Below are 19,327 nucleotides of genomic sequence, written 5' to 3' on the forward strand. Positions count from 1 at the left end.
CGCTCCGCGCTGCCACCTTCTCCCACGAGGGGAGAAGGAAGAGGCGTTTCGCTCGTCCGGCCCCGGCTTCACGAGATCACCTCGCCGACGAGATCTCGATCGTGCCGAAGCCTGTCCGGCCGAAGCGGTCTGGCCGGTACATGTCCTCGATCACTGCCGCCGGCGCGACATAGCGGCCGGGCGAGACGGCCCGGGCGATATAGGCGACCGTGTAGCCCAGCGGGTCGTTCTTGCCGCCGCTGCGTTCGAAAGCCGCGACGAAGCGGTCGTCACGCGCTTCGGTATGCACCGGCGAGACCTCCTGCTTCAGCCAGTTGAGACCCTCGACCGAGGCGCCTTCGGTCAGCTTGGCGTTCTCGATCTCGAGGCCGGCCGGAACCGGGTCGACCAGCAGCAGCCGGCCATAGCGCGCCGCCGGCTCGGTCACCTTGAGCGCAACGACATAGCGCTCGTTCTGGCGCAGGCGCGCAGGATCGACCCGCTCGCCCTTCATGGTGAAGAGCGTGCGCTCCAGTCCGAAGCCCTGGTTGAGCGCCGGCTCCGGTGTCGCCGGGATGCCCGAGACGGTGATCACGGCATTAGCGGAGGCGGTGCCGGGATTGCCGATCACCACGGGCTTGGCCTCCAGCGAGGCCTGCGGGATCGTGCGGTAGAAGGCGCCCTTGCGCTCGGTGCCGTCGACGGTCAGCGACAGACCCTCGGCGTCCTTGGCCATCGCCGCGGCCGCCATCGCCATCCACATGTTCTCCTGCGTCGAGGTGTAGCGCGCATTCTGGCGCGCGCTCTGCACGACGTCGGCAGCGCGGGAGAGATCGGCACGCTCGCCATTGCTCTCGGCGATCAAGGTCAGGATGCCGGCGCCGTCGCGCAGCCGCGAGCCGTAATCGGGGCGCGAGAGGCCGTCATCGCTCGCCTGCTGCAGCGTTCCCAGTGCGCTGGTGAAGGCGGCCCGGCCGCGGGTGCGATCGCCGAGCAGGGAGAGCGCGGCGCCGATCTGGGCGCGGGCGAGGGGGGAGCCGAAATCGCCGAGCTTGTTGTCGGCGAGATAGCGCAGATCGCCCATCACCGGGCGGCCGTTGCGGGCGAGCACGTAGAGGGCATAGGCGATGCCGGCCGCCTCCTCCTTGTTGATCTCGCTGGTGTTGACGACCTGGTTGCGCAGGCGGTCGAGCGCCATGTTGAAGGCGGTCTGCGGCACCGCGAACTGGCGCTCGCGGGCGCGGGTCAGGAAGTCGGTGACGAAGGCGTCGAGCCAGAGATCCTCGCCGCCAACACCCCAGAGGCCGAAGGAGCCGTTATTGCCCTGCCGGGCGAGCACGCGTTCGATTGCGGCGGTCACGCGCTCGTCGGCATTGCCGTCGAGCGCCAGCTGCTCCATCGAGGCGAGCCGGTTCACGACGAGCAGCGGCAGCGCCCGGCTGATCGTCTGCTCGGTGCAGCCATAGGGGTAGCGGTCCAGCGCCTTCAGCACCGCCGCGACGTCGAGCGCCGCGACCGGCGAGACCGAGACGGAGACCGCGCCGGAATCGGGCACTAGATCGGCCATCAAGTCGGAAGAGACGGTGAGTGAGCCGCCGCCCGGAATCGGGCGCACGATCCGGCGCGCGATCGTCTGAGTCGAGGGCTGCACGCGCACGGCGAGGTTCTGCACCGTGCCGATGCCGTTGGGACCGGTGACCTTGACGTCGAACGAGGCCCGCCCAAGCCCGGCGGCGGTCACGGGAATTGTCAGCGAGCTCTTGGCGCCGGCCGCCATGGTCATGCTGCGGCGGGTCGCATCGGCGGCGACGACGACCGGGCCCTTGACGTCGAGATCGACGAGATAGGAGCCGGCCGGCCCCTCGACATTGTCGATCTGCAGGTGGAAGCGCGACTGGTCGCCGAGCGCCAGGAAGCGCGGCAGCGTCGCCTGCGCCACGATCTGGTCGCGCACGAAGACGTCGGCGCTGGCCTGGCCGGTGCGGCCGGCACTCCAGGCCACGGCCATGACGCGGACTGAGCCGTTGAAGGCCGGCAGTTCGAAGTCGACCTTGGCGGTGCCGTCCGGGCCGAGCTTGACCACGCCGGAATAGCGCGCAAGCGGCTCTTGCGTCGGCGCCTCGCCATTGAGCTGCGGGGCGGCGTCGCCGCCGGAGCGGATCGCGCCACGCGCGCCCTGCATGCCATCGATCAGATAGCCGTAAAGATCGCGCAATTCATGGCCGAGCTGGCGCTGGCCGAAGAAGTACTTGCTCGGATCGGGGCTCTCGAAGCGGGTCAGGTTGAGGATGCCGATATCGACCGCAGCGACGGTGATGAAGGCGTCCTCGCCTGCTTTCGCGCCGGTGACCTTGACGGGGAGCGACAAGGTCGAGAGCGGGCGCACCAGGTTGGGCGCCCCGAGGTCGATCGCGAGGTTGCGTTCGTCCTTGCCGACGCTGAACCAGGCGAGGCCGATGGCGCGGCCGGGCATGCGCTGCGCAGCGGTATCCATCGGGCGATGGGCGAGCACGACGAGATAGGCGCTGGCACCCCAGTCCGACTTGGCGGGGATGGTCACGGTCGTGCCGTTGGCGGGCACGTCGACGGTGCGGATCTCGGCGACGCGGTCGCTCATCACTGCGAGCGTCGCCTTGCCGGCGAAGCGCGGAGTGAGACGCACCTGCATGCTCTCGCCATTGGCGTAGGACGGCTTGTCGAGGGCGACGTCGAGCACATCGGGCTGGTCGGCGGTCTTGTCGGTCTCGTAGCCGACAGTGAAGGAGACGCTCGTCTCGGTCGCCTCGGCGCCGTCGGCGCTGACGTCGAGCCGGTAATTGCCCCATTGCACCGGCGCGGCGATGCGCGCCGGCGTGGCCTCGGCGACGGCGATCTCGCCATCGGCAACGCGGCGGGTCGTCTTCACGCCCTCATAGTTCCAGCGGCCGTCCTGGTAGAACCACTGATAGTTGCGGCTGACCTTGGAGAGCGTCCATTTGACGCCCTGGCGGGCGATGCGGCGCCCGTCGCCCTGGGCCATGATCACGTCGAAGGTCGCGGTCTGGCCGTTGCCGAGCTCGCCCTCCTTGAAGGCCTTGCGCACGCCGATGGCGGCGCCCTTCGGCACGATCGGCAGCGTGAGCGAGCGGGCGATGGCGCGCCCGCCGGGCTCGCCGACACGCACCGTCAATTCGACCTCGAGCGGGCGGTTGGTCTCGGGCTGGGCGACGGGATTGGCGATCGTGACCTTGCCGTCGGCGCCGGTCTTGGCGGCGTCCTCGAACTCGCTCTGCTGCGGCTCGAAGGCCTCGTCGGTCAGGCCGACCTCGTAGCCGGAGAAGCCGGGGATCGCGGTCTGCGCTGCCGAGCGCACGGTCATCGAGCCGGTGACGTCGAGATCGGAGCCGGGCGCGCCGTACAGATAGCGGGCGTTGACGTCGATCTCGGCCGGCTCGCCGGCCTGCAGCACCTGCTTCTTCGGTGCGAGGGTCAATTCCAGCCGCTCGGGGACATAATCCTCGACCAGGAAGGAGACCTCGCCGATCGCGGCGCCCTTCGGGTCGGAATAGGCCTGGACGCGCCAGGTGCCGGTCTGGGCACCGGAGATCAGCGGGATCGAATGGGCTCGCCCGCCGGCGCCCTGGTCCTCGACCTGGCGGCGGCGGTACTCGACGCCGTCCGGCCGCCTGACGACGAGCGTCAGCGGCAGGCCGGAGACGGCGGCGCCTTTGGCGTCGCGCAGCAGCGTCGTCAGATAGACCGTCTCGCCGGAGCGATAGACGCCGCGCTCGGTATAGAGGAAGGCGTCGAGCCCCGTCGGAGCGACGCGGCCCTTCACGCCCCGATCGGAGAGGTCGAACGCGGTCTGCTTCAGGTCGAGGAAGCCGTAATCCTCGGCGACGCTGGCGGTGACGAGGCCGGGCGCATTGCCGCCCTGGCCCTTGCCGAGGGCCGCGTCGAAGCGGGCATAGCCGTTGGCGTCGGAGCGGACGGTCGCCAGCACCTCGTTGTTGCGGGCGATCAGGCGCAATTCCGCATTGGCGACGGGCGCGGCGTCGGCGAGCGAGCGCACCAGCACATGCACGCCATCCGGGCCGGAGAAGGAGGTCAGGCCGAGATCGGAGACGACGAACCATTGCGTCGCGCGGGTCGTGCCGTCGTCATAGTCGCCATCGCTGTCGGACGAGCTTGCAGTTCGCGTGCTGCCGGTCGGCTTGGCGAACATGACGTAGACGCCAGGCTGGAGCCGGCCGACCGCTTCCAGCACCGGGAAGGCGGTGGTGACGTCCTTGTTGAGCTCGGACTTCACCGCCATCGTGCCCTTCCAGACGCTCGCGCCCTTGTCCGAGGCGATCTGGCTGGCGTTGTAGCTGCCGAGCTGGCTCAGGAAGTCGTCGGAATGGACCGAGCCGATCAGGTTGCGGTCGCCGATGCGCATCACTTCGAGATCGAGGCTATCGGCATTGACCGAGACGACCGGCACGCCCTGCTGGCCGGTGCGCGGCAGGACGTAATTCTTGCCGGTGAAGCGCACGGAGGGGGCGCGATCGCGGACATAGACCTCGTAATCGGCCGATTTCAGCAGCTTCTCGTCGGGGATGGCCGAGGGCACGCCCTGGCGGATCACGAAGCCATAGCGCTCGCCATGGCGCAGGCCGTCGACGCAGAGCTGGCGCTCTTCGCCGCTGACGGCGAAATCACCCTTGCCGGTGATGGCGACGTAAGGCGCGAAGTCGACGCGGCCGCGCGAGAGCGGTTCGGAGAACTCGAAGCAGGCGCGTGGGCTCGCCGCGTCGGAATCGACCTTGTTTGAGAGAAGACGGAAACCGCGCTGGGCCCGCAGCGCCTCGTAATCGGTGCGCAGCGAGGCGTTGTCGGAAAGATCGAGGCTGAGCCGATAGGTCGTCAGCGCCGGGCGCCAGAGCTCGTGCTTCTCGAAGACGCGGGCGAGCACGCCGAGCGAGGAGGCCTCGTCCGGGCGCGAGGTCGAGCGCTGATAAGCGAGATAGGCGGCGCTGATCGCCCGCTCGCGCAATTCGTAGCGCTCGCGATAATCGCGCGGCTCGATGCCGCTCGCCGCCTGCGCCATCAGGCGCCAGCCGCCGGGATTGGTGGGATCGGCGACCGCTGCGGCATTGGCGAGCGGCAACGCTGCGCGGGCGTCGCCGCGATTGAGGGCCGCAGTGCCGTCGCGCAGCAAGGTGGCGAAGGGGCGTTGGCCGACCGAGACCTCGCGCTTCAGCCGCTCCTCCAGGCGCTGCCCGTCGCTGGCGAGATCGGGCCGCACATAGGCCTTCTGCGCGAAAGCGGGTCCGGCGGCGACAGTCAGGCCGAGCAGTAGGGCGAGACGGACGAGATGGCGCATGGCTCGGTCTCCGAAAAGGCGGGCGGCAGGATACTGGCGGCAGCAGGCGGCGACGCGATGACGGGTCATCACATTGCGCTGCGCGAAGCTAGCACCGGGCGCGTCGGGCGCAACTCGGCTTGCGATCAGTTGAGCCCTTCTCGCCTCTTGCCTCCGCAACGAGGCTGACGCTGAATGGCGCCGCGTCGCGGCGCGGTCTGGATGAGGAGAAGGTCGTGCTCAAGGTTTCCTCTTGGATCGGTATCGCCGGCATGCTCGCCTGCCTCGGTGCTGCGCAGGCACAGCAGCCGGCCGATCCGCGCCTGGCTGCGGCAACGCAGAGCTTTTCCGCGCTGCCCGAAGCGGAGCGCAAGGCGATCCAGGCCGATCTGATCTGGACCGGGCATCTCAACAGCGCCGCAACCGGCAATTTCGGGGCGCTGACCTTCCGTGCCGTCAACAGCTTCAAGGCCGGGCGCGGCGAGCCGAATGGGCAATTGACGCCGGCCGAGCGGCAGGAGCTGGCGCGCCTCGCCAGGACGGCGCGCGATGCGGCAGGCTTCGCCGTGATTACCGACCAGCCGACCGGCGTGCGCATCGGCATCCCGCAAAAGCTGCTGCCCAAGCGCGAGGCGACGGCCGCCGGCGGCAGCCGTTGGCAGAGCGCCGACGGCAAGATCACGCTCGACGTCAGCGCCGGCCCCGCAACCGAGCCGCTGCAGGCGATCTTCGAGCGCGCCATCGCCGTCAACCCGAACATCCAGCGCAAGGTCACCTACAAGCTGCTGCAGCCCACCTTCTTCGTCGTCGCCGGCGAGACGCCGACCGGAAAGTTCTTCAGGCGGCAAGCTTTGGGGCCTTCGGGCCTGCGCGGTTTCTCGGTCGGCTACGACAAGGGGGTCTCCGCGACCTTCGACAAGGTCGTGACCGCCATCGCCGACAGCTTCGAGCCGTTCCCGAGCGGTGCAGCGCCGGGGCCGGCGCCGACGCCGGCGGCTCCCGGCGCGCCTGCCGTGGCGACCACTCCGGCCCAGCCGGCGACCGAGCGCTTCGGCGTCGGCCTCGTCGTCGGCAGGGAGCTGGTGCTGACGGCGCGTGCCGCGGTCGATCCGTGCAAGGGCCTGAAGGTCGGCACGCGCCCGGCGAAATTGCGGGCGCAGGATCAGGCGAGCGGGCTTGCGCTGCTCGATGTGCCCGGACTGGCGACAGGTGCCGCGCCTGGGCTGCGCGATGCCGCGCCCGCCGCGAAAGAGGCGGTCGTCGTGCTGGCCTATGACGGAACCGCCGCCGCGCGCACCGCGGTTGCGCTGCCCGGAGAGGTGACGAGCGACGCGGTGCTCGCGCCCCTGCAGCCCGGTGGCGCCGGCAGCCCGATCTTCGACCGGCAGGGCCGGCTTGCGGGGGTGATCACTGCCAATCCCTCCGACAAGGCCCTGATCGCAGGGGTCGCACCGCAGCGCAACTACGCCATCGCGGGGGTCGCGCAGCTCAGGGCGATGCTGGAGAAGGCCGATGCCAGGCCGGCGGCAGCTGCAGCGACCAGCGAGCTCAGCACGGGCGCCATCGCCGAGGCTGCGGGCAAGAGCGTCGTGCCGGTTGCCTGCGGGCTCTGAACCTGTCGGTGTGATCGTGCATACAGCATACAAAGACTGTTGCCTCGCGAGCGGCAATCGGCTCTGATAGCGACTTCATCAAGAAGGCCGCGCCACCAGGCGAAGAAGCTTTCAAAATTTAAATCGATTGAACGGGAGGACATTGAGATGAGCAGAATCAGCAGACGTTCGGTCCTGGCTGGCGCGGCAGCGGCCGGCGCAACGGGATTGATCGCACGCCCGGCGATCGGCCAGGCGAAATGGCCGACGCGGCCGGTCCAGATGATTTGTCCCTGGGGCGCGGGCGGCGGCACCGACGCGGTCGTACGCATCGTCGGCGGCCTGCTCGAGAAGAGCCTCGGCCAGCCCTTCAACGTCGTCAACCGGACCGGCGGCTCCGGCGTCGTCGGTCACTCGGCGATCGCGACAGGGGCGCCGGACGGCTACACGCTGGGCATCATCACCTCCGAGATCGCGATGATGCACCATCAGGGTCTGACGCAGCTGACCTTCGCTGACTACACGCCCCTGGCTCAGATGAACTCGGACCCTGCGGGTGTGCAGGTCAAGGCCGACTCGCCTTACAAGGACATCAAGGCCCTCGCCGAAGCGATCAAGGCGGCTCCGGCCGGCAAGCTCAAGGCGTCGGGCACCGGCCAGGGCGGCATCTGGCATCTCGCGCTGATCCAGTGGATGCTCGGCATGAAGCTGAAGCCCGACCATGTCTCCTGGGCGCCTTCGAACGGTGCCGCCCCGGCCATGCAGGACCTCGCCGCCGGCGGCATCGACCTCGTGACCTGTTCGGTACCGGAGGCGCGCGCCATGCTGGACGCCGGCCGTGCCCGCTCGCTTGCGATCATGGCGCCCGAGCGTAACCCTCAGTTCAAGGACGTTCCCACCATGCAGGAGACGCTCGGCATCGATGCTGAAGTGGGTTCCTGGCGCGGAATCGGCGGACCGAAGGGCCTGCCCGAGAACGTCCAGAAGGTCATGCGCGAAGAGCTGAAGAAGATCTACGAGTCGAAGGAATACACCGACTTCATGAACTCTCGCGGCTTCGCGATGGTCTACAAGGACGGGCCGGATTTCGGCAAGTTCATGGCCGAGAGCGACAAGCAGATGGGCGTCGCGCTTGCCGCTGGCGGGCTCGCCAAGAAGGCCTCCTGACGTATCGCAGCACCGAAGGCGGCGGCGCGGTGCGTCGCCGCCTTTTCGTCTTCTCCGGTCCGTGACCAGAGCGCCCGGCCACGGCCCTGCCGCTCAGGAAGGTTGAATCCCATGCGCTTCAACGATGCCGCAGTCGGCTTCGTCTTCATCCTGATCGCCGCTGCAATGATCGCGATGACCTTTTCGTTTTCCGCGTTTCCCGGCCAGCAATACGGTCCGAGCCTGTTCCCGCGCATTCTCGGCGCAGGCATCATCGGCTGCTCGGCGCTCCTGATCGTCCGTGGCTTGCGCGAGCGCGCGGCCGGAGGGCGCTGGCTCGCCCTCGACGAGTGGACCGGCGAGCCACGCCGCGTTGCGTCCTTCGCGCTGATGCTCGGGGCGATGGCGTTCTATGTCCTGGCCTCGGAGCCGCTCGGCTTCATTCCCTGCGCTCTCCTGGTCCAGCTCGTGCTGTTCCTCTGGTTCGGCGTCAGGCCGATCACGGCGGTCGTGGTCGCCGTCGTCATGACCGGGCTGGTGTACTGGTTCTTCTCGTCGCTGATGCGCGTTCCGCTGCCGCGCGGCGTCCTCGACAGCGTCCTTTGAGGAGCCGGCAATGAACGCGATCGCAACCGCCTTCGGGCTGGTCTTCGACCCTTATGTGCTGGCCGTGATCATGGGCTCGGCCGTCTTCGGCATGTTCGTCGGGGCGATGCCGGGCCTGACCGCCACGATGGCGACGGCGCTCCTGGTGCCGGTTACCTTCTTCATGTCGCCGGTGCCGGCGCTAGGCGCCATCGTCACGGCCACCGCCATGGCGATCTTCGCCGGCGACATCCCGGCCGCGATGCTGCGCATGCCGGGCACGCCCGCCTCGGCGGCCTATGCCGACGAAAGCTACGAGATGACCAAGAAGGGTCAGCTCGACCTGTGCATGGGCGTCAATCTCGTGTTTTCCGTGCTTGGCGGCATCTTCGGCGTCATCATCCTGATCGTGCTCGCGCCGGTCCTGGCGGAGGTCGCGATCAACTTCTCCTCCTTCGAGTATTTCTGGCTCGCCTGCCTCGGCCTGACCTGCGCGGTCTTCATCGGCACTGGCGATCCACTCAAGGGCTTGCTCTCGCTGTTCATCGGTCTCGCCATCGGCTGCATCGGCATCGACCCGGCCGCCGGCCAGCCGCGCTTCACCTTCGGCAATGTCGACCTGCTTTCCGGCATCAACTTCATCCCGACCTTGATCGGTATGTTCGCGGTCTCGGAGCTGCTCCGCGGAGCCGTGACCATGGAAAAGGCCGGCATGATGGTGCAGCAGACCGTCGGCAACATGTTCACCGGCCTCGGTGCCGTGACGCGCAAGTACTGGAAGAACTTCATCCGCGGCTCGGTCATCGGCACGGTGATCGGCGCCTTGCCCGGCGCCGGCGCCGACATTGCGGCCTGGGTCTCCTATGCCGTTTCAAAGAAGCTCTCCAAGGAGCCGGAGAAGTTCGGCACCGGTCATATCGAGGGCATCGTCGATTCGACCTCGGCCAACAATTCTGCGCTCGGCGGCGCCTGGATTCCGGCGCTGGTCTTCGGCATCCCCGGCGACTCGATCACTGCGATCGTTATCGGCGTGCTCTATATGAAGGGCATGAATCCGGGGCCGACCGTCTTCCTGCAGACGCCGGAACTGATCTACGCCGTCTTCATCATCTTCATCCTCGCCAACCTGCTGATGTTCCCGCTCGGCTGGGCCGCGATCAAGTCGGCCAAGCAGATCCTGCGGGTGCCGCGCAATATCCTGCTGCCGATCATCCTGATCTTCTGCATGGTCGGCTCCTTCGCCATGACCAACTCGCTCTACGGCGTCGTGCTGATGGTGGTGATGGGCCTGTTCGGCTGGCTGCTCGAGGAACATGGCATCCCCGTCGCGCCGCTGATCCTCGGTCTCGTGCTCGGCGAGATGCTGGAGCAGAACTTCATGAGCTCGATGATCAAGGCAAACGGCTCCTTCATCGGCTTCCTCGATCGGCCTATCGCCGGCACGCTCGGCGTGCTGACCATGCTGCTCTGGGGTGCGATGCTCTGGAAGGCGCTGCCCTTCGGCCGGCGCCAGCCGGCGGCGGCGTGAAACGATAACCGGCGGCGACTGCTGCCGGTCAGCGCCGCGAATCAGTGCTAGAGACGGGCGCATGGACGATGCGCTCGACGAAGGGCAGGGCGGTGGCGGCACGGTCGAGGTGCTGATCCCGCTCGGCCTCGACCAGGCCTATAGCTATGCCGTGCCGCCGGGGCTCACGCTCGTGCCGGGCGATGTCGTGCAGGTGCCGCTCGGGCCGCGCGAGACGGTGGGCGTGGTTTGGGAGGCCGGTTCGGGCCGTGGCGGCAACCTGAAGAAGGTCGTCGGCAAGCTCGACATGCCGCCGCTCGATCCGGCCTTGCGCAAGCTGGTCGACTGGGTCGCCTGGTATACGCTCGCCGCCAAGGGCTCGGTGCTGGCGCTGGCGCTGCGCCGCCCGCCCGACGATACGCCGGAGCGGCCGAAGCTCGGTGTCAGGTTGGCCGGTGCTCCGCCGGCGCGGATGACACCAGCAAGAGCGCGCGCCATCGCCGCCGCTGAGGGCGGGCTCCTGATTGGCAAATCGGCGCTGGCCGAGGCCGCCTCGGTCAGCACGGCGGTGATCGATTCCCTCGTCGATGCCGGCACCTTCTCGGTCGAGCCGCTGCCGCAGGAGGCGATCGCGGCACGGCCCGATCCCGATCACGCCAGGCCGCAGCTCTCCGACGACCAGCAGGCTGTCGGCGATTCCCTCGCCGCGCTCGTGCGCAAGCAATCCTGGCAGGTCGCGCTGCTCGAGGGCGTCACCGGCTCCGGCAAGACCGAGGTCTATTTCGAGGCCGTCGCCGAGGCGATCCGGCTCGGGCGTCAGAGCGTCATCCTGATGCCGGAGATCGCGCTCACCGCGCAGTTCATCGACCGGTTCGAGGCGCGTTTCGGTGTCCGGCCGGGCCTGTGGCATTCGGGCGTGAGCGGCCGCCGGCGCGAGCGCCTGCAGGCGGCGATCGCCAGGGGCGAGGCGCTGGTGGTGGCAGGCGCGCGCTCGGCGCTGTTCCTGCCCTACCGGGACCTCGGCCTTATCGTCATCGACGAGGAGCACGAGGCCGCCTACAAGCAGGAGGACGGCGTCGCCTACCACGCCCGCGACATGGCGGTGGTGCGTGGGCGCATCGAGAATGCGCCGGTGGTGCTGGCCTCGGCGACGCCCTCGCTGGAGACACGGGTCAACGCCGAACGCGGCCGCTATCTCCATCTCAAATTGCCCGAGCGCTTTGGCGGGCGCGAGCTGCCGACCCTCGGTCTGGTCGACCTGCGCAAGGACAAGCCGGAGCGCGGGCGCTGGCTCTCGTCGCAACTGATCAAGGCGGTCGAGACCAATCTCGAGGCGAAGGAGCAGTCGCTGCTCTTCCTCAACCGGCGCGGCTATGCGCCGCTGACGCTGTGCCGCGATTGCGGTCACCGCTTCCAGTGTCCGAACTGCTCAGCCTGGCTGGTCGACCATCGCTTCCGGCGGGCGCTGGTCTGCCATCATTGCGGCCATGTCGAGCGCAGGCCGCATGAGTGCCCGGCCTGTCATCAGCCCGAAAGCCTCGTTGCCTGCGGGCCGGGCGTCGAGCGCCTCGCCGAGGAGGTCGCGACGCTGTTCCCGCAGGCGCGCTCGATCGTGCTGTCCAGCGATTTTCCGGGCGGAACCGAGCGCCTGAAACAGGAGCTGATGGCAGTGGCGGAGGGCGAGTTCGACATCGTCATCGGCACGCAGCTCGTCGCCAAGGGCCACAACTTCCCGGGGATGACGCTGGTCGGGGTGATCGATGCCGATCTCGGCCTGACCTCGGGCGATCCGCGCGCGGCCGAACGCACCTTCCAGGTGCTCAGGCAGGTCACCGGCCGGGCCGGGCGCGGCGAGAAGCCGGGGCGGGCGCTGCTGCAGACCCACGACCCCAACCATCCCGTGCTGAAAGCGCTGATCTCCGGCGATCCTGAGCGCTTTTATGCCGCCGAGACGGCGGCGCGCGAGGCTGCCGGCCTGCCGCCCTTCGGCCGGCTCGCCGGGCTGATCGTCTCGGCGAATTCGCAAGGCGAGGCCGAGACCCATGCGCGGGCGCTGGCCCGCTGCGCCGAGGCGCCGGCCGGCGTCGCCGTGCTGGGACCGGCGGAAGCGCCGCTCGCCATCCTGCGCGGGCGCCACCGGATGCGACTGATCGTCAGGACGGCGCGCGAGATCAACCTGCAGGACTATCTGCGTGCCTGGCTCAAACGGGCGCCGCGACCGAAGGGCTCGGTCAGGGTCGCGGTCGACGTCGATCCGCAGAGCTTTCTTTAGCCGGATTCCCGCTGCGTAGCCGCGCAGGTGGCCGCGCCCGGCGCCGGCTGCTTCTTTCGACCGCATCCAAAGCATGTGGGGCGGGTATTTCGTTGGTTGCGCACCCCGAAACCCCATGCTATCGCACCGCCGCAATCCAAGCGCCGCAAGCCCTGGAACAGGTTTGTCGCGCGCTTGATCATCGCAGTGTCGGGGCCGTGCACTCCACCTTCGTCGGAAGGTCGCCGGAGCGGTCCCCTGGAAGAGAGAGCGAGAGCGTGGCCGAGGGCGGATCGCAGGAACAGTCCCCAGTCTCGGGCGTGGCCGAGCGCTATGCGACGGCTCTGTTCGAACTGGCCAGCGAGGCCAAGACGGTCGACGCCGTCGCCAAGGACCTCGATGGCTTCGCCGCGATGATCGCCGAGAGCGATGATCTCAAGCGCCTGATCGAGAGCCCGGCTTTCTCGGCGCAGGATCAGGTCTCCGCCATCACCGCGCTCACCGCCAAGGCCGGCATCGCCGGGCTTGCCGCCAACTTCATCGGCTTCGTCGCCAGCAAGCGCCGCCTGTTCGCGCTGCCGGGCATGATCCGTGCCTTCCGTGCCAAGGTCGCCGAGGCCAAGGGCGTGGTCAGCGCCGAGGTCACGCTCGCCGAGCAGCCCTCGGCCGCCCAGCTCAAGGACATCACTGCCGCCCTCAGGGAGGTTGCGGGCAAGGATGTCGACGTTTCGCTCAAGGTTGACCCGGCAATCATCGGCGGTCTCATCGTCAAGATGGGTTCGCGCATGGTCGATGCGTCCCTGAAAACCAAGCTCAATTCTATTCGTCTTGCCATGAAAGAGGTCGGCTGATGGACATCCGCGCCGCTGAAATCTCCGCTATCCTGAAGTCGCAGATCTCGAACTTCGGCTCGGAAGCCTCGGTCACCGAGGTCGGTCAGGTTCTCTCCGTCGGTGACGGCATCGCCCGCGTCTACGGTCTCGACAAGGTCCAGGCCGGCGAGATGGTCGAGTTCGAGTCGGGCGTGCGCGGCATGGCCCTCAACCTCGAGAGCGACAATGTCGGCGTCGTCATTTTCGGTTCCGACCGCGAGATCAAGGAAGGCCAGACCGTCAAGCGCACCGGCGCCATCGTCGACGTGCCGGTCGGCAAGGAGCTGCTCGGCCGCGTCGTCGACGCGCTCGGCAACCCGATCGACGGCAAGGGCCCGATCAAGGCGGCCCAGCGCGCCCGCGTCGACGTCAAGGCCCCCGGCATCATCCCGCGCAAGTCGGTGCACGAGCCGATGGCGACCGGCCTCAAGGCGATCGACGCCCTGATCCCGATCGGCCGCGGCCAGCGCGAGCTGATCATCGGCGACCGCCAGACCGGCAAGACCGCCGTGGCGCTCGATACGATCCTCAACCAGAAGCCGCTGAACGTCGAAGGCGCGCCGGAGAGCCAGAAGCTCTACTGCGTCTACGTCGCCGTCGGCCAGAAGCGTTCGACCGTCGCCCAGCTCGTGAAGGTGCTCGAGGAGCGCGGCGCGATGGAGTATTCCATCGTCGTGGCGGCCACCGCCTCCGACCCGGCCCCGATGCAGTTCCTGGCGCCCTTCGCCGGCTGCTCGATGGGCGAGTATTTCCGCGACAACGGCATGCACGCCGTGATCATCTATGACGACCTGTCGAAGCAGGCCGTCGCCTACCGCCAGATGTCGCTGCTGCTGCGCCGCCCGCCGGGCCGCGAGGCTTATCCCGGCGACGTGTTCTACCTCCACTCCCGCCTGCTCGAGCGCGCCGCCAAGATGGGCGAGGCCGCCGGTCTCGGCTCGCTGACGGCGCTGCCGGTCATCGAGACGCAGGCCAACGACGTCTCGGCCTACATCCCGACCAACGTGATCTCGATCACCGACGGGCAGATCTTCCTCGAGACCGACCTGTTCTACCAGGGCATCCGCCCGGCGGTGAACGTCGGCCTCTCGGTGTCGCGCGTCGGCTCGGCCGCCCAGACCAAGGCGACCAAGAAGGTTGCCGGCAAGATCAAGGGCGAGCTCGCCCAGTATCGCGAGATGGCGGCCTTCGCCCAGTTCGGCTCCGACCTCGATGCCGTCACGCAGCGCCTGCTCAACCGCGGCGCCCGCCTGACCGAGCTGCTGAAGCAGGGCCAGTTCTCGCCGCTGAAGATGGAAGAGCAGACGGTCGTGATCTATGCCGGCGTCAACGGCTATCTCGACCCGCTGCCGGTCAACAAGGTGCGCGCCTTCGAAGACGGGCTGCTCTCGCTGGTGCGCGGCAAGCACGCCGACCTGCTGAACGAGATCGGCTCCTCGAAGGACCTTTCGGACGCGAATGCCGCGAAGCTGAAGGGGATCGTCGAGGGCTACGCCAAGTCCTTCGCCTGATCTTTGCGAGCGCAGCGAGGCAATCCAGCCCCGCTGCGCCAGTTCTGGATTGCTTCGTCGCTGCGCCCTCGCAATGACGGATAGGGGATCAAGACCGGATGCCGTCCCTTAAGGACCTACGCAACCGCATCGCCTCGGTGAAGGCGACGCAGAAGATCACCAAGGCCATGCAGATGGTCGCGGCAGCCAAGCTGCGCCGCGCCCAGAGCGCGGCCGAGGCGGCGCGTCCCTATGCCGAGCGCATGGAGACGGTGCTGGCGAACCTTGCCTCGGGCATCTCAGGGCCGGGCGCGCCGAAGCTGATCGGCGGGACGGGCTCGGACAAGGTGCACCTGCTCGTGGTCTGCACGGCCGAGCGCGGCCTTTGCGGCGCCTTCAACTCCTCGATCGCCCGCCTCGCCCGCGACAAGGCGCTCGCGCTGAAGGCCGAGGGCAAGACGGTCAAGTTCATCTGCGTCGGCAAGAAGGGCTTCGACATCCTGCGTCGGCAGTTCGCCGCCGACATCGTTGAAGTGATCGACCTGCGCGCCTTCAAGCAGCTCGGTTTCGCCAATGCCGAGACGATCGCGCAGAACATCCTGGCGCGCTTTGCTGCTGGCGAGTTCGACGTCGCGACGCTGTTCTTCTCGAAGTTCAAGTCGGTGATCTCGCAGATCCCGACGGCGCAGCGCATCATCCCGGCCGAAATCCCGGCTGGCACCAAGACGATGAGCGCCGTCTATGATTACGAGCCGGAGGAAAGCGAAATCCTCGAGACGCTGCTGCCGCGCAACCTCACGGTGCAGGTGCTGCGTGCGATCCTGGAGAACGCCGCTTCCGAGCAGGGCGCGCGCATGTCGGCGATGGACTCCGCCACGCGCAATGCCGGCGAGATGATCAAGAAGCAGACGCAGCTGTACAACCGCTCGCGCCAGGCGATGATCACCAAGGAACTGATCGAGATCATCTCCGGCGCGGAAGCGCTCTAACCGCCTAACTTCAGGCCGGCGTGCCGGCCATCCGACACGCTGAACGCGAATCCGAGGTTCGAACCATGGCCAAAGCCGCTACCAAGACCAAGACCGACAAGCCCGCCAACACCGGCACCGGCCGCGTCGCGCAGGTCATCGGCGCCGTCGTCGACGTGCAGTTCGACGGCGTCCTGCCCGAGATCCTGAATGCGCTTGAGACCGACAATCTCGGCAACCGCCTCGTCCTCGAGGTCGCCCAGCATCTCGGTGAGAACACGGTTCGCACCATCGCCATGGACTCGACCGAAGGTCTGGTCCGCGGCCAGGTGGTCACCGACACCGGCGCCCCGATCGCGGTTCCGGTCGGTGACGAGTGCCTCGGCCGCATCATGAACGTCATCGGCGAGCCGGTGGACGAGGCCGGTCCGATCAAGACGTCGGGCACCCGCGCCATCCACCAGCCGGCTCCGAGCTATGCCGACCAGGCGACGGAAGCGCAGATCCTGGTCACCGGCATCAAGGTCGTCGACCTGCTGGCGCCTTACGCCAAGGGCGGCAAGATCGGCCTGTTCGGCGGCGCCGGCGTCGGCAAGACCGTTCTGATCATGGAGCTGATCAACAACGTCGCGAAGGCGCACGGTGGTTATTCCGTGTTCGCCGGCGTCGGCGAGCGCACCCGCGAAGGCAACGACCTTTATCACGAGATGATCGAGTCGGGCGTGAACAAGAAGGGCGGCGGCGAAGGCTCCAAGTGCGCTCTCGTCTACGGTCAGATGAACGAGCCCCCGGGTGCCCGCATGCGCGTCGCCCTGTCCGGCCTGACCGTGGCGGAAGACTTCCGCGACCGCGGCCAGGACGTGCTGTTCTTCGTCGACAACATCTTCCGCTTCACCCAGGCGGGCTCCGAGGTGTCGGCGCTGCTCGGCCGTATCCCGTCGGCGGTGGGCTATCAGCCGACCCTTGCCACCGACATGGGCAACCTGCAGGAGCGCATCACCACCACCAACAAGGGCTCGATCACCTCGGTGCAGGCGATCTACGTGCCGGCGGACGACCTGACCGACCCGGCGCCGGCGACCTCGTTCGCGCACCTTGACGCCACGACCGTGCTCTCGCGCTCGATCGCGGAAAAGGGCATCTACCCGGCGGTCGACCCGCTCGACTCGACCTCGCGCATGCTCTCTGCCGCCATCGTCGGTGACGAGCACTACGGCGTCGCCCGCCAGGTCCAGCAGATCCTCCAGCGCTACAAGGCCCTGCAGGACATCATCGCGATCCTGGGCATGGACGAGCTCTCGGAAGAGGACAAGCTGGCCGTCGCCCGCGCCCGCAAGATCGAGCGCTTCCTGTCGCAGCCCTTCTTCGTCGCCGAAGTCTTCACCGGCTCGCCGGGCAAGCTCGTCGCGCTCGAAGACACCATCAAGGGCTTCAAGGGCCTGGTCGAGGGCAAGTACGATCACCTGCCGGAAGCCGCCTTCTACATGGTCGGCTCGATCGAGGAAGCGGTCGAGAAGGCCCAGCGCCTGGCTGCCGAGGCGGCGTAAGTTTCACGGGCCATCCCGGCCGGCATCGGTCGGTCGGGGGGCGTGACACGCGTCTTTCCCGGGCTTGTCCCGGGAATCTCTGGACGAGAAGACACTGGTTTCAGAGATGGTCGGGTCAGGCCCGACCATGACGAGCCTGGAGAGATTTTACGATGGCCACCTTCACATTCGAACTCGTCTCGCCGGAGCGCATCCTGTTCTCGGGCGACGCCGTCAGCGTCATCGTGCCGTCGGTCGAGGGTGAGATGACCGTGCTCGCCGGTCATGCGCCGGTCGTCGCCGTGCTGAAGCCCGGCATCGTCCTGGTCCAGACCGACTCGAGCAACGGCAAGGAATTCTTCGTCTCCGGCGGCCTCGCCGAGATCAACGCCACGAGCCTCACCATCCTGGCTGAGCAGGCCCGCTTCCTCGAGGACGTCGACACCGCCGTCCTCGATGCGGAGATTCTGACCGCCGAGACCCGCCATGCCGGTTCGCATGACGAAGCTGAGAAGAAGCGCCTGCACGACCAGCTCGTGCAACTGCGCGAGTTCAAGGGCGTGTTCGAGCAGCGTAAGGCTGCCTGACGGACCGCGTCGCGGCCTGGGACGAGAGACAGCGGGCCGCGCAAGCGGCCCTTTTTCGTTGGGTCTGAAGGCGAGGATCAGCTCGTCGGCTTGGCGAACTCGGCAAAGGCCGCGACCACTTTCTCGTAGACCATTCGCTTGAACGGCACGACGCGCTCCGGCATCTCCGCGAGCGGCAGCCAGGCCCACTCCGAGAACTCGGCGGGCTCGTCACCATTCGGCTGGCTGATGTCGAACTCGGTCTCGCTGCCGGTGAAGCGGAAGGCGACCCAGCGCTGGCGCTGGCCGCGAAAGACGCTCAGCCTGTGCGGCGGGCCGGCATAGGCGGGGAAGTCGTAGGCCCACCACTCCTGCGTGGCGGCGAGGAATGCGGCGCTGCTCACCCCGGTTTCCTCGGCGAGCTCGCGGCGGGCGGCCGCAACGATATCCTCGTTCTCGTCGATGCCGCCCTGCGGCATCTGCCAGTCGAAGCCCGGCAGGACGATCTCAGGCCCGGCGCTGCGCGAGCGGCCGGCGAAGACGCGGCCCTGCGCGTTGAACAGGGCGATGCCGACATTGGGACGATAGGGGAGGGAGGAGATCATGACCCCTCCCGCTACCACGTCATGGCCAGCAAGGTGAACTCAGGCCGCGATCGCCTCGGCCAGTGCGACGACACGCTTGGCCATCTCGGCATGCAAACGCTCGACCATGCGCCCGTCGAGCTGGATCGCGCCCTTGTCGGCGTTACCCGGCTCGTCGAAAGCCGAGATGATGGCGCGGGCCCGCGCGAGCTCGGTCTCCTCGGGCGCGAAGATGCCGTTCGCGACTGCGACCTGGTTGGGATGGATCAGGGTCTTGCCGTCGAAGCCCAGGTCGCGGGCTTGCTCGCATTCGGCGCGGAAGCCGGCCTCGTCCTTGAGGTCATTGTAGACGCCGTCGATGACGTCGATGCCATGGGCGCGCGCGGCGAGGATCGCCGTGGTCAGCCAGGGCAGCATCGGCGCACGGCCTGGCACGAATCGGGCGCGGGTTTCCTTGGCAAGGTCGTTGGTGCCGAGGATGAAGCAGGCGAGACGGGTCGAGGGATCACGGGCGGCCCGAGCGATCTTCTCGCAATCGAGGATGGCAAGCGGTGTCTCGATCATCGCCCAGATCTGCGTTTCCGGCTTGGCCCAGAGCCCTGTCAGGCGATGGCCGATCTCGATCAACGCTTCCGGCGAAGACACCTTGGGGATCAGGATCGCGTTGGGCGCGGCCTCCGTCGCGGCGGCGAGGTCGGCGTCGAACCAGGGCGTGTCGATGCCGTTGGTGCGGATGACCAGCTCGCGCCGGCCATAGCCGCCCGCCTTCACCGCGGCGCAGACCTGTTCGCGCGCCAGTCCCTTGGCGTCCGGAGCGACCGCGTCCTCGAGATCGAGGATCAGCGCGTCGGCGGCAATTTCGCGGGCCTTCTCCAACGCGCGGGCATTGGAGCCCGGCATATAGAGAACGCTGCGGCGCGGACGGATGTCGGTCATAG

Annotated in this window: 13 protein-coding genes; 10 read left to right on the top strand and 3 right to left on the bottom strand. The window is 68.0% G+C overall.

Annotated elements, in window-relative coordinates:
* Positions 1-76: 76 nt before the first annotated feature.
* Positions 77-5,323 carry an alpha-2-macroglobulin family protein gene (locus BMZ21_RS10005; protein WP_091832801.1) on the bottom strand — a complete coding sequence of 1,749 codons (5,247 nt, stop codon included), beginning with the start codon at positions 5,321-5,323 and terminating at the stop codon, positions 77-79.
* Between the two features lie 215 nt (positions 5,324-5,538).
* On the opposite strand from BMZ21_RS10005, the gene BMZ21_RS10010 reads away from it, so the two are divergent.
* From BMZ21_RS10010 to BMZ21_RS10055, 10 genes are all read left to right on the top strand, one after another.
* On the top strand, positions 5,539-6,915 hold the full coding sequence (locus BMZ21_RS10010) for a S1 family peptidase (protein ID WP_091832804.1): 1,377 nt from the start codon (positions 5,539-5,541) through the stop codon (positions 6,913-6,915).
* A gap of 147 nt (positions 6,916-7,062) precedes the next feature.
* Complete coding sequence (locus BMZ21_RS10015) at positions 7,063-8,061, top strand: tripartite tricarboxylate transporter substrate binding protein (protein ID WP_091832807.1); 999 nt, start codon at positions 7,063-7,065, stop codon at positions 8,059-8,061.
* Between the two features lie 111 nt (positions 8,062-8,172).
* Complete coding sequence (locus BMZ21_RS10020) at positions 8,173-8,646, top strand: tripartite tricarboxylate transporter TctB family protein (RefSeq protein ID WP_091832810.1); 474 nt, start codon at positions 8,173-8,175, stop codon at positions 8,644-8,646.
* A gap of 10 nt (positions 8,647-8,656) precedes the next feature.
* Entirely contained in the window at positions 8,657-10,153 is a 1,497-nt protein-coding gene (locus BMZ21_RS10025; RefSeq protein WP_091832813.1) for a tripartite tricarboxylate transporter permease, read from the top strand.
* Positions 10,154-10,214: 61 nt separating this feature from the next.
* Complete coding sequence (locus tag BMZ21_RS10030) at positions 10,215-12,404, top strand: primosomal protein N' (RefSeq protein ID WP_091832816.1); 2,190 nt, start codon at positions 10,215-10,217, stop codon at positions 12,402-12,404.
* A gap of 257 nt (positions 12,405-12,661) precedes the next feature.
* Positions 12,662-13,234 carry a F0F1 ATP synthase subunit delta gene (locus BMZ21_RS10035; RefSeq protein ID WP_091832821.1) on the top strand — a complete coding sequence of 191 codons (573 nt, stop codon included), beginning with the start codon at positions 12,662-12,664 and terminating at the stop codon, positions 13,232-13,234.
* Positions 13,234-14,766 carry a F0F1 ATP synthase subunit alpha gene (atpA, locus tag BMZ21_RS10040; RefSeq protein ID WP_091832824.1) on the top strand — a complete coding sequence of 511 codons (1,533 nt, stop codon included), beginning with the start codon at positions 13,234-13,236 and terminating at the stop codon, positions 14,764-14,766. The genes BMZ21_RS10035 and atpA overlap by 1 nt, the downstream gene beginning before the upstream one ends.
* 98 nt (positions 14,767-14,864) lie before the next feature.
* Complete coding sequence (locus BMZ21_RS10045; protein WP_091832827.1) at positions 14,865-15,734, top strand: F0F1 ATP synthase subunit gamma; 870 nt, start codon at positions 14,865-14,867, stop codon at positions 15,732-15,734.
* A 65-nt stretch (positions 15,735-15,799) separates the two neighbouring features.
* Positions 15,800-17,260, top strand: a complete 1,461-nt coding sequence (gene atpD, locus BMZ21_RS10050) for a F0F1 ATP synthase subunit beta (RefSeq protein ID WP_091832830.1) — start codon at positions 15,800-15,802, stop codon at positions 17,258-17,260.
* 152 nt (positions 17,261-17,412) lie between these two features.
* Positions 17,413-17,826: a F0F1 ATP synthase subunit epsilon gene (locus BMZ21_RS10055; protein ID WP_091832833.1), complete on the top strand. Its 414-nt coding sequence runs from the start codon at positions 17,413-17,415 to the stop codon at positions 17,824-17,826.
* 77 nt (positions 17,827-17,903) lie between these two features.
* Here the strand turns inward: BMZ21_RS10055 and BMZ21_RS10060 are convergent, their stop codons facing one another.
* Together BMZ21_RS10060 and BMZ21_RS10065 are read right to left on the bottom strand one after the other, a co-directional pair.
* Positions 17,904-18,410 carry an RNA pyrophosphohydrolase gene (locus BMZ21_RS10060; protein ID WP_091832836.1) on the bottom strand — a complete coding sequence of 169 codons (507 nt, stop codon included), beginning with the start codon at positions 18,408-18,410 and terminating at the stop codon, positions 17,904-17,906.
* A 39-nt stretch (positions 18,411-18,449) separates the two neighbouring features.
* The gene (locus tag BMZ21_RS10065) at positions 18,450-19,325 is read right to left on the bottom strand and encodes an HpcH/HpaI aldolase/citrate lyase family protein (protein ID WP_091832840.1); all 876 of its coding nucleotides are present in this window, start codon (positions 19,323-19,325) and stop codon (positions 18,450-18,452) included.
* Positions 19,326-19,327 lie beyond the last annotated feature (2 nt).

Source organism: Allobosea lupini, assembly GCF_900109525.1.
In the GTDB taxonomy this organism is placed as follows: Bacteria; Pseudomonadota; Alphaproteobacteria; order Rhizobiales; family Beijerinckiaceae; genus Allobosea; species Allobosea lupini.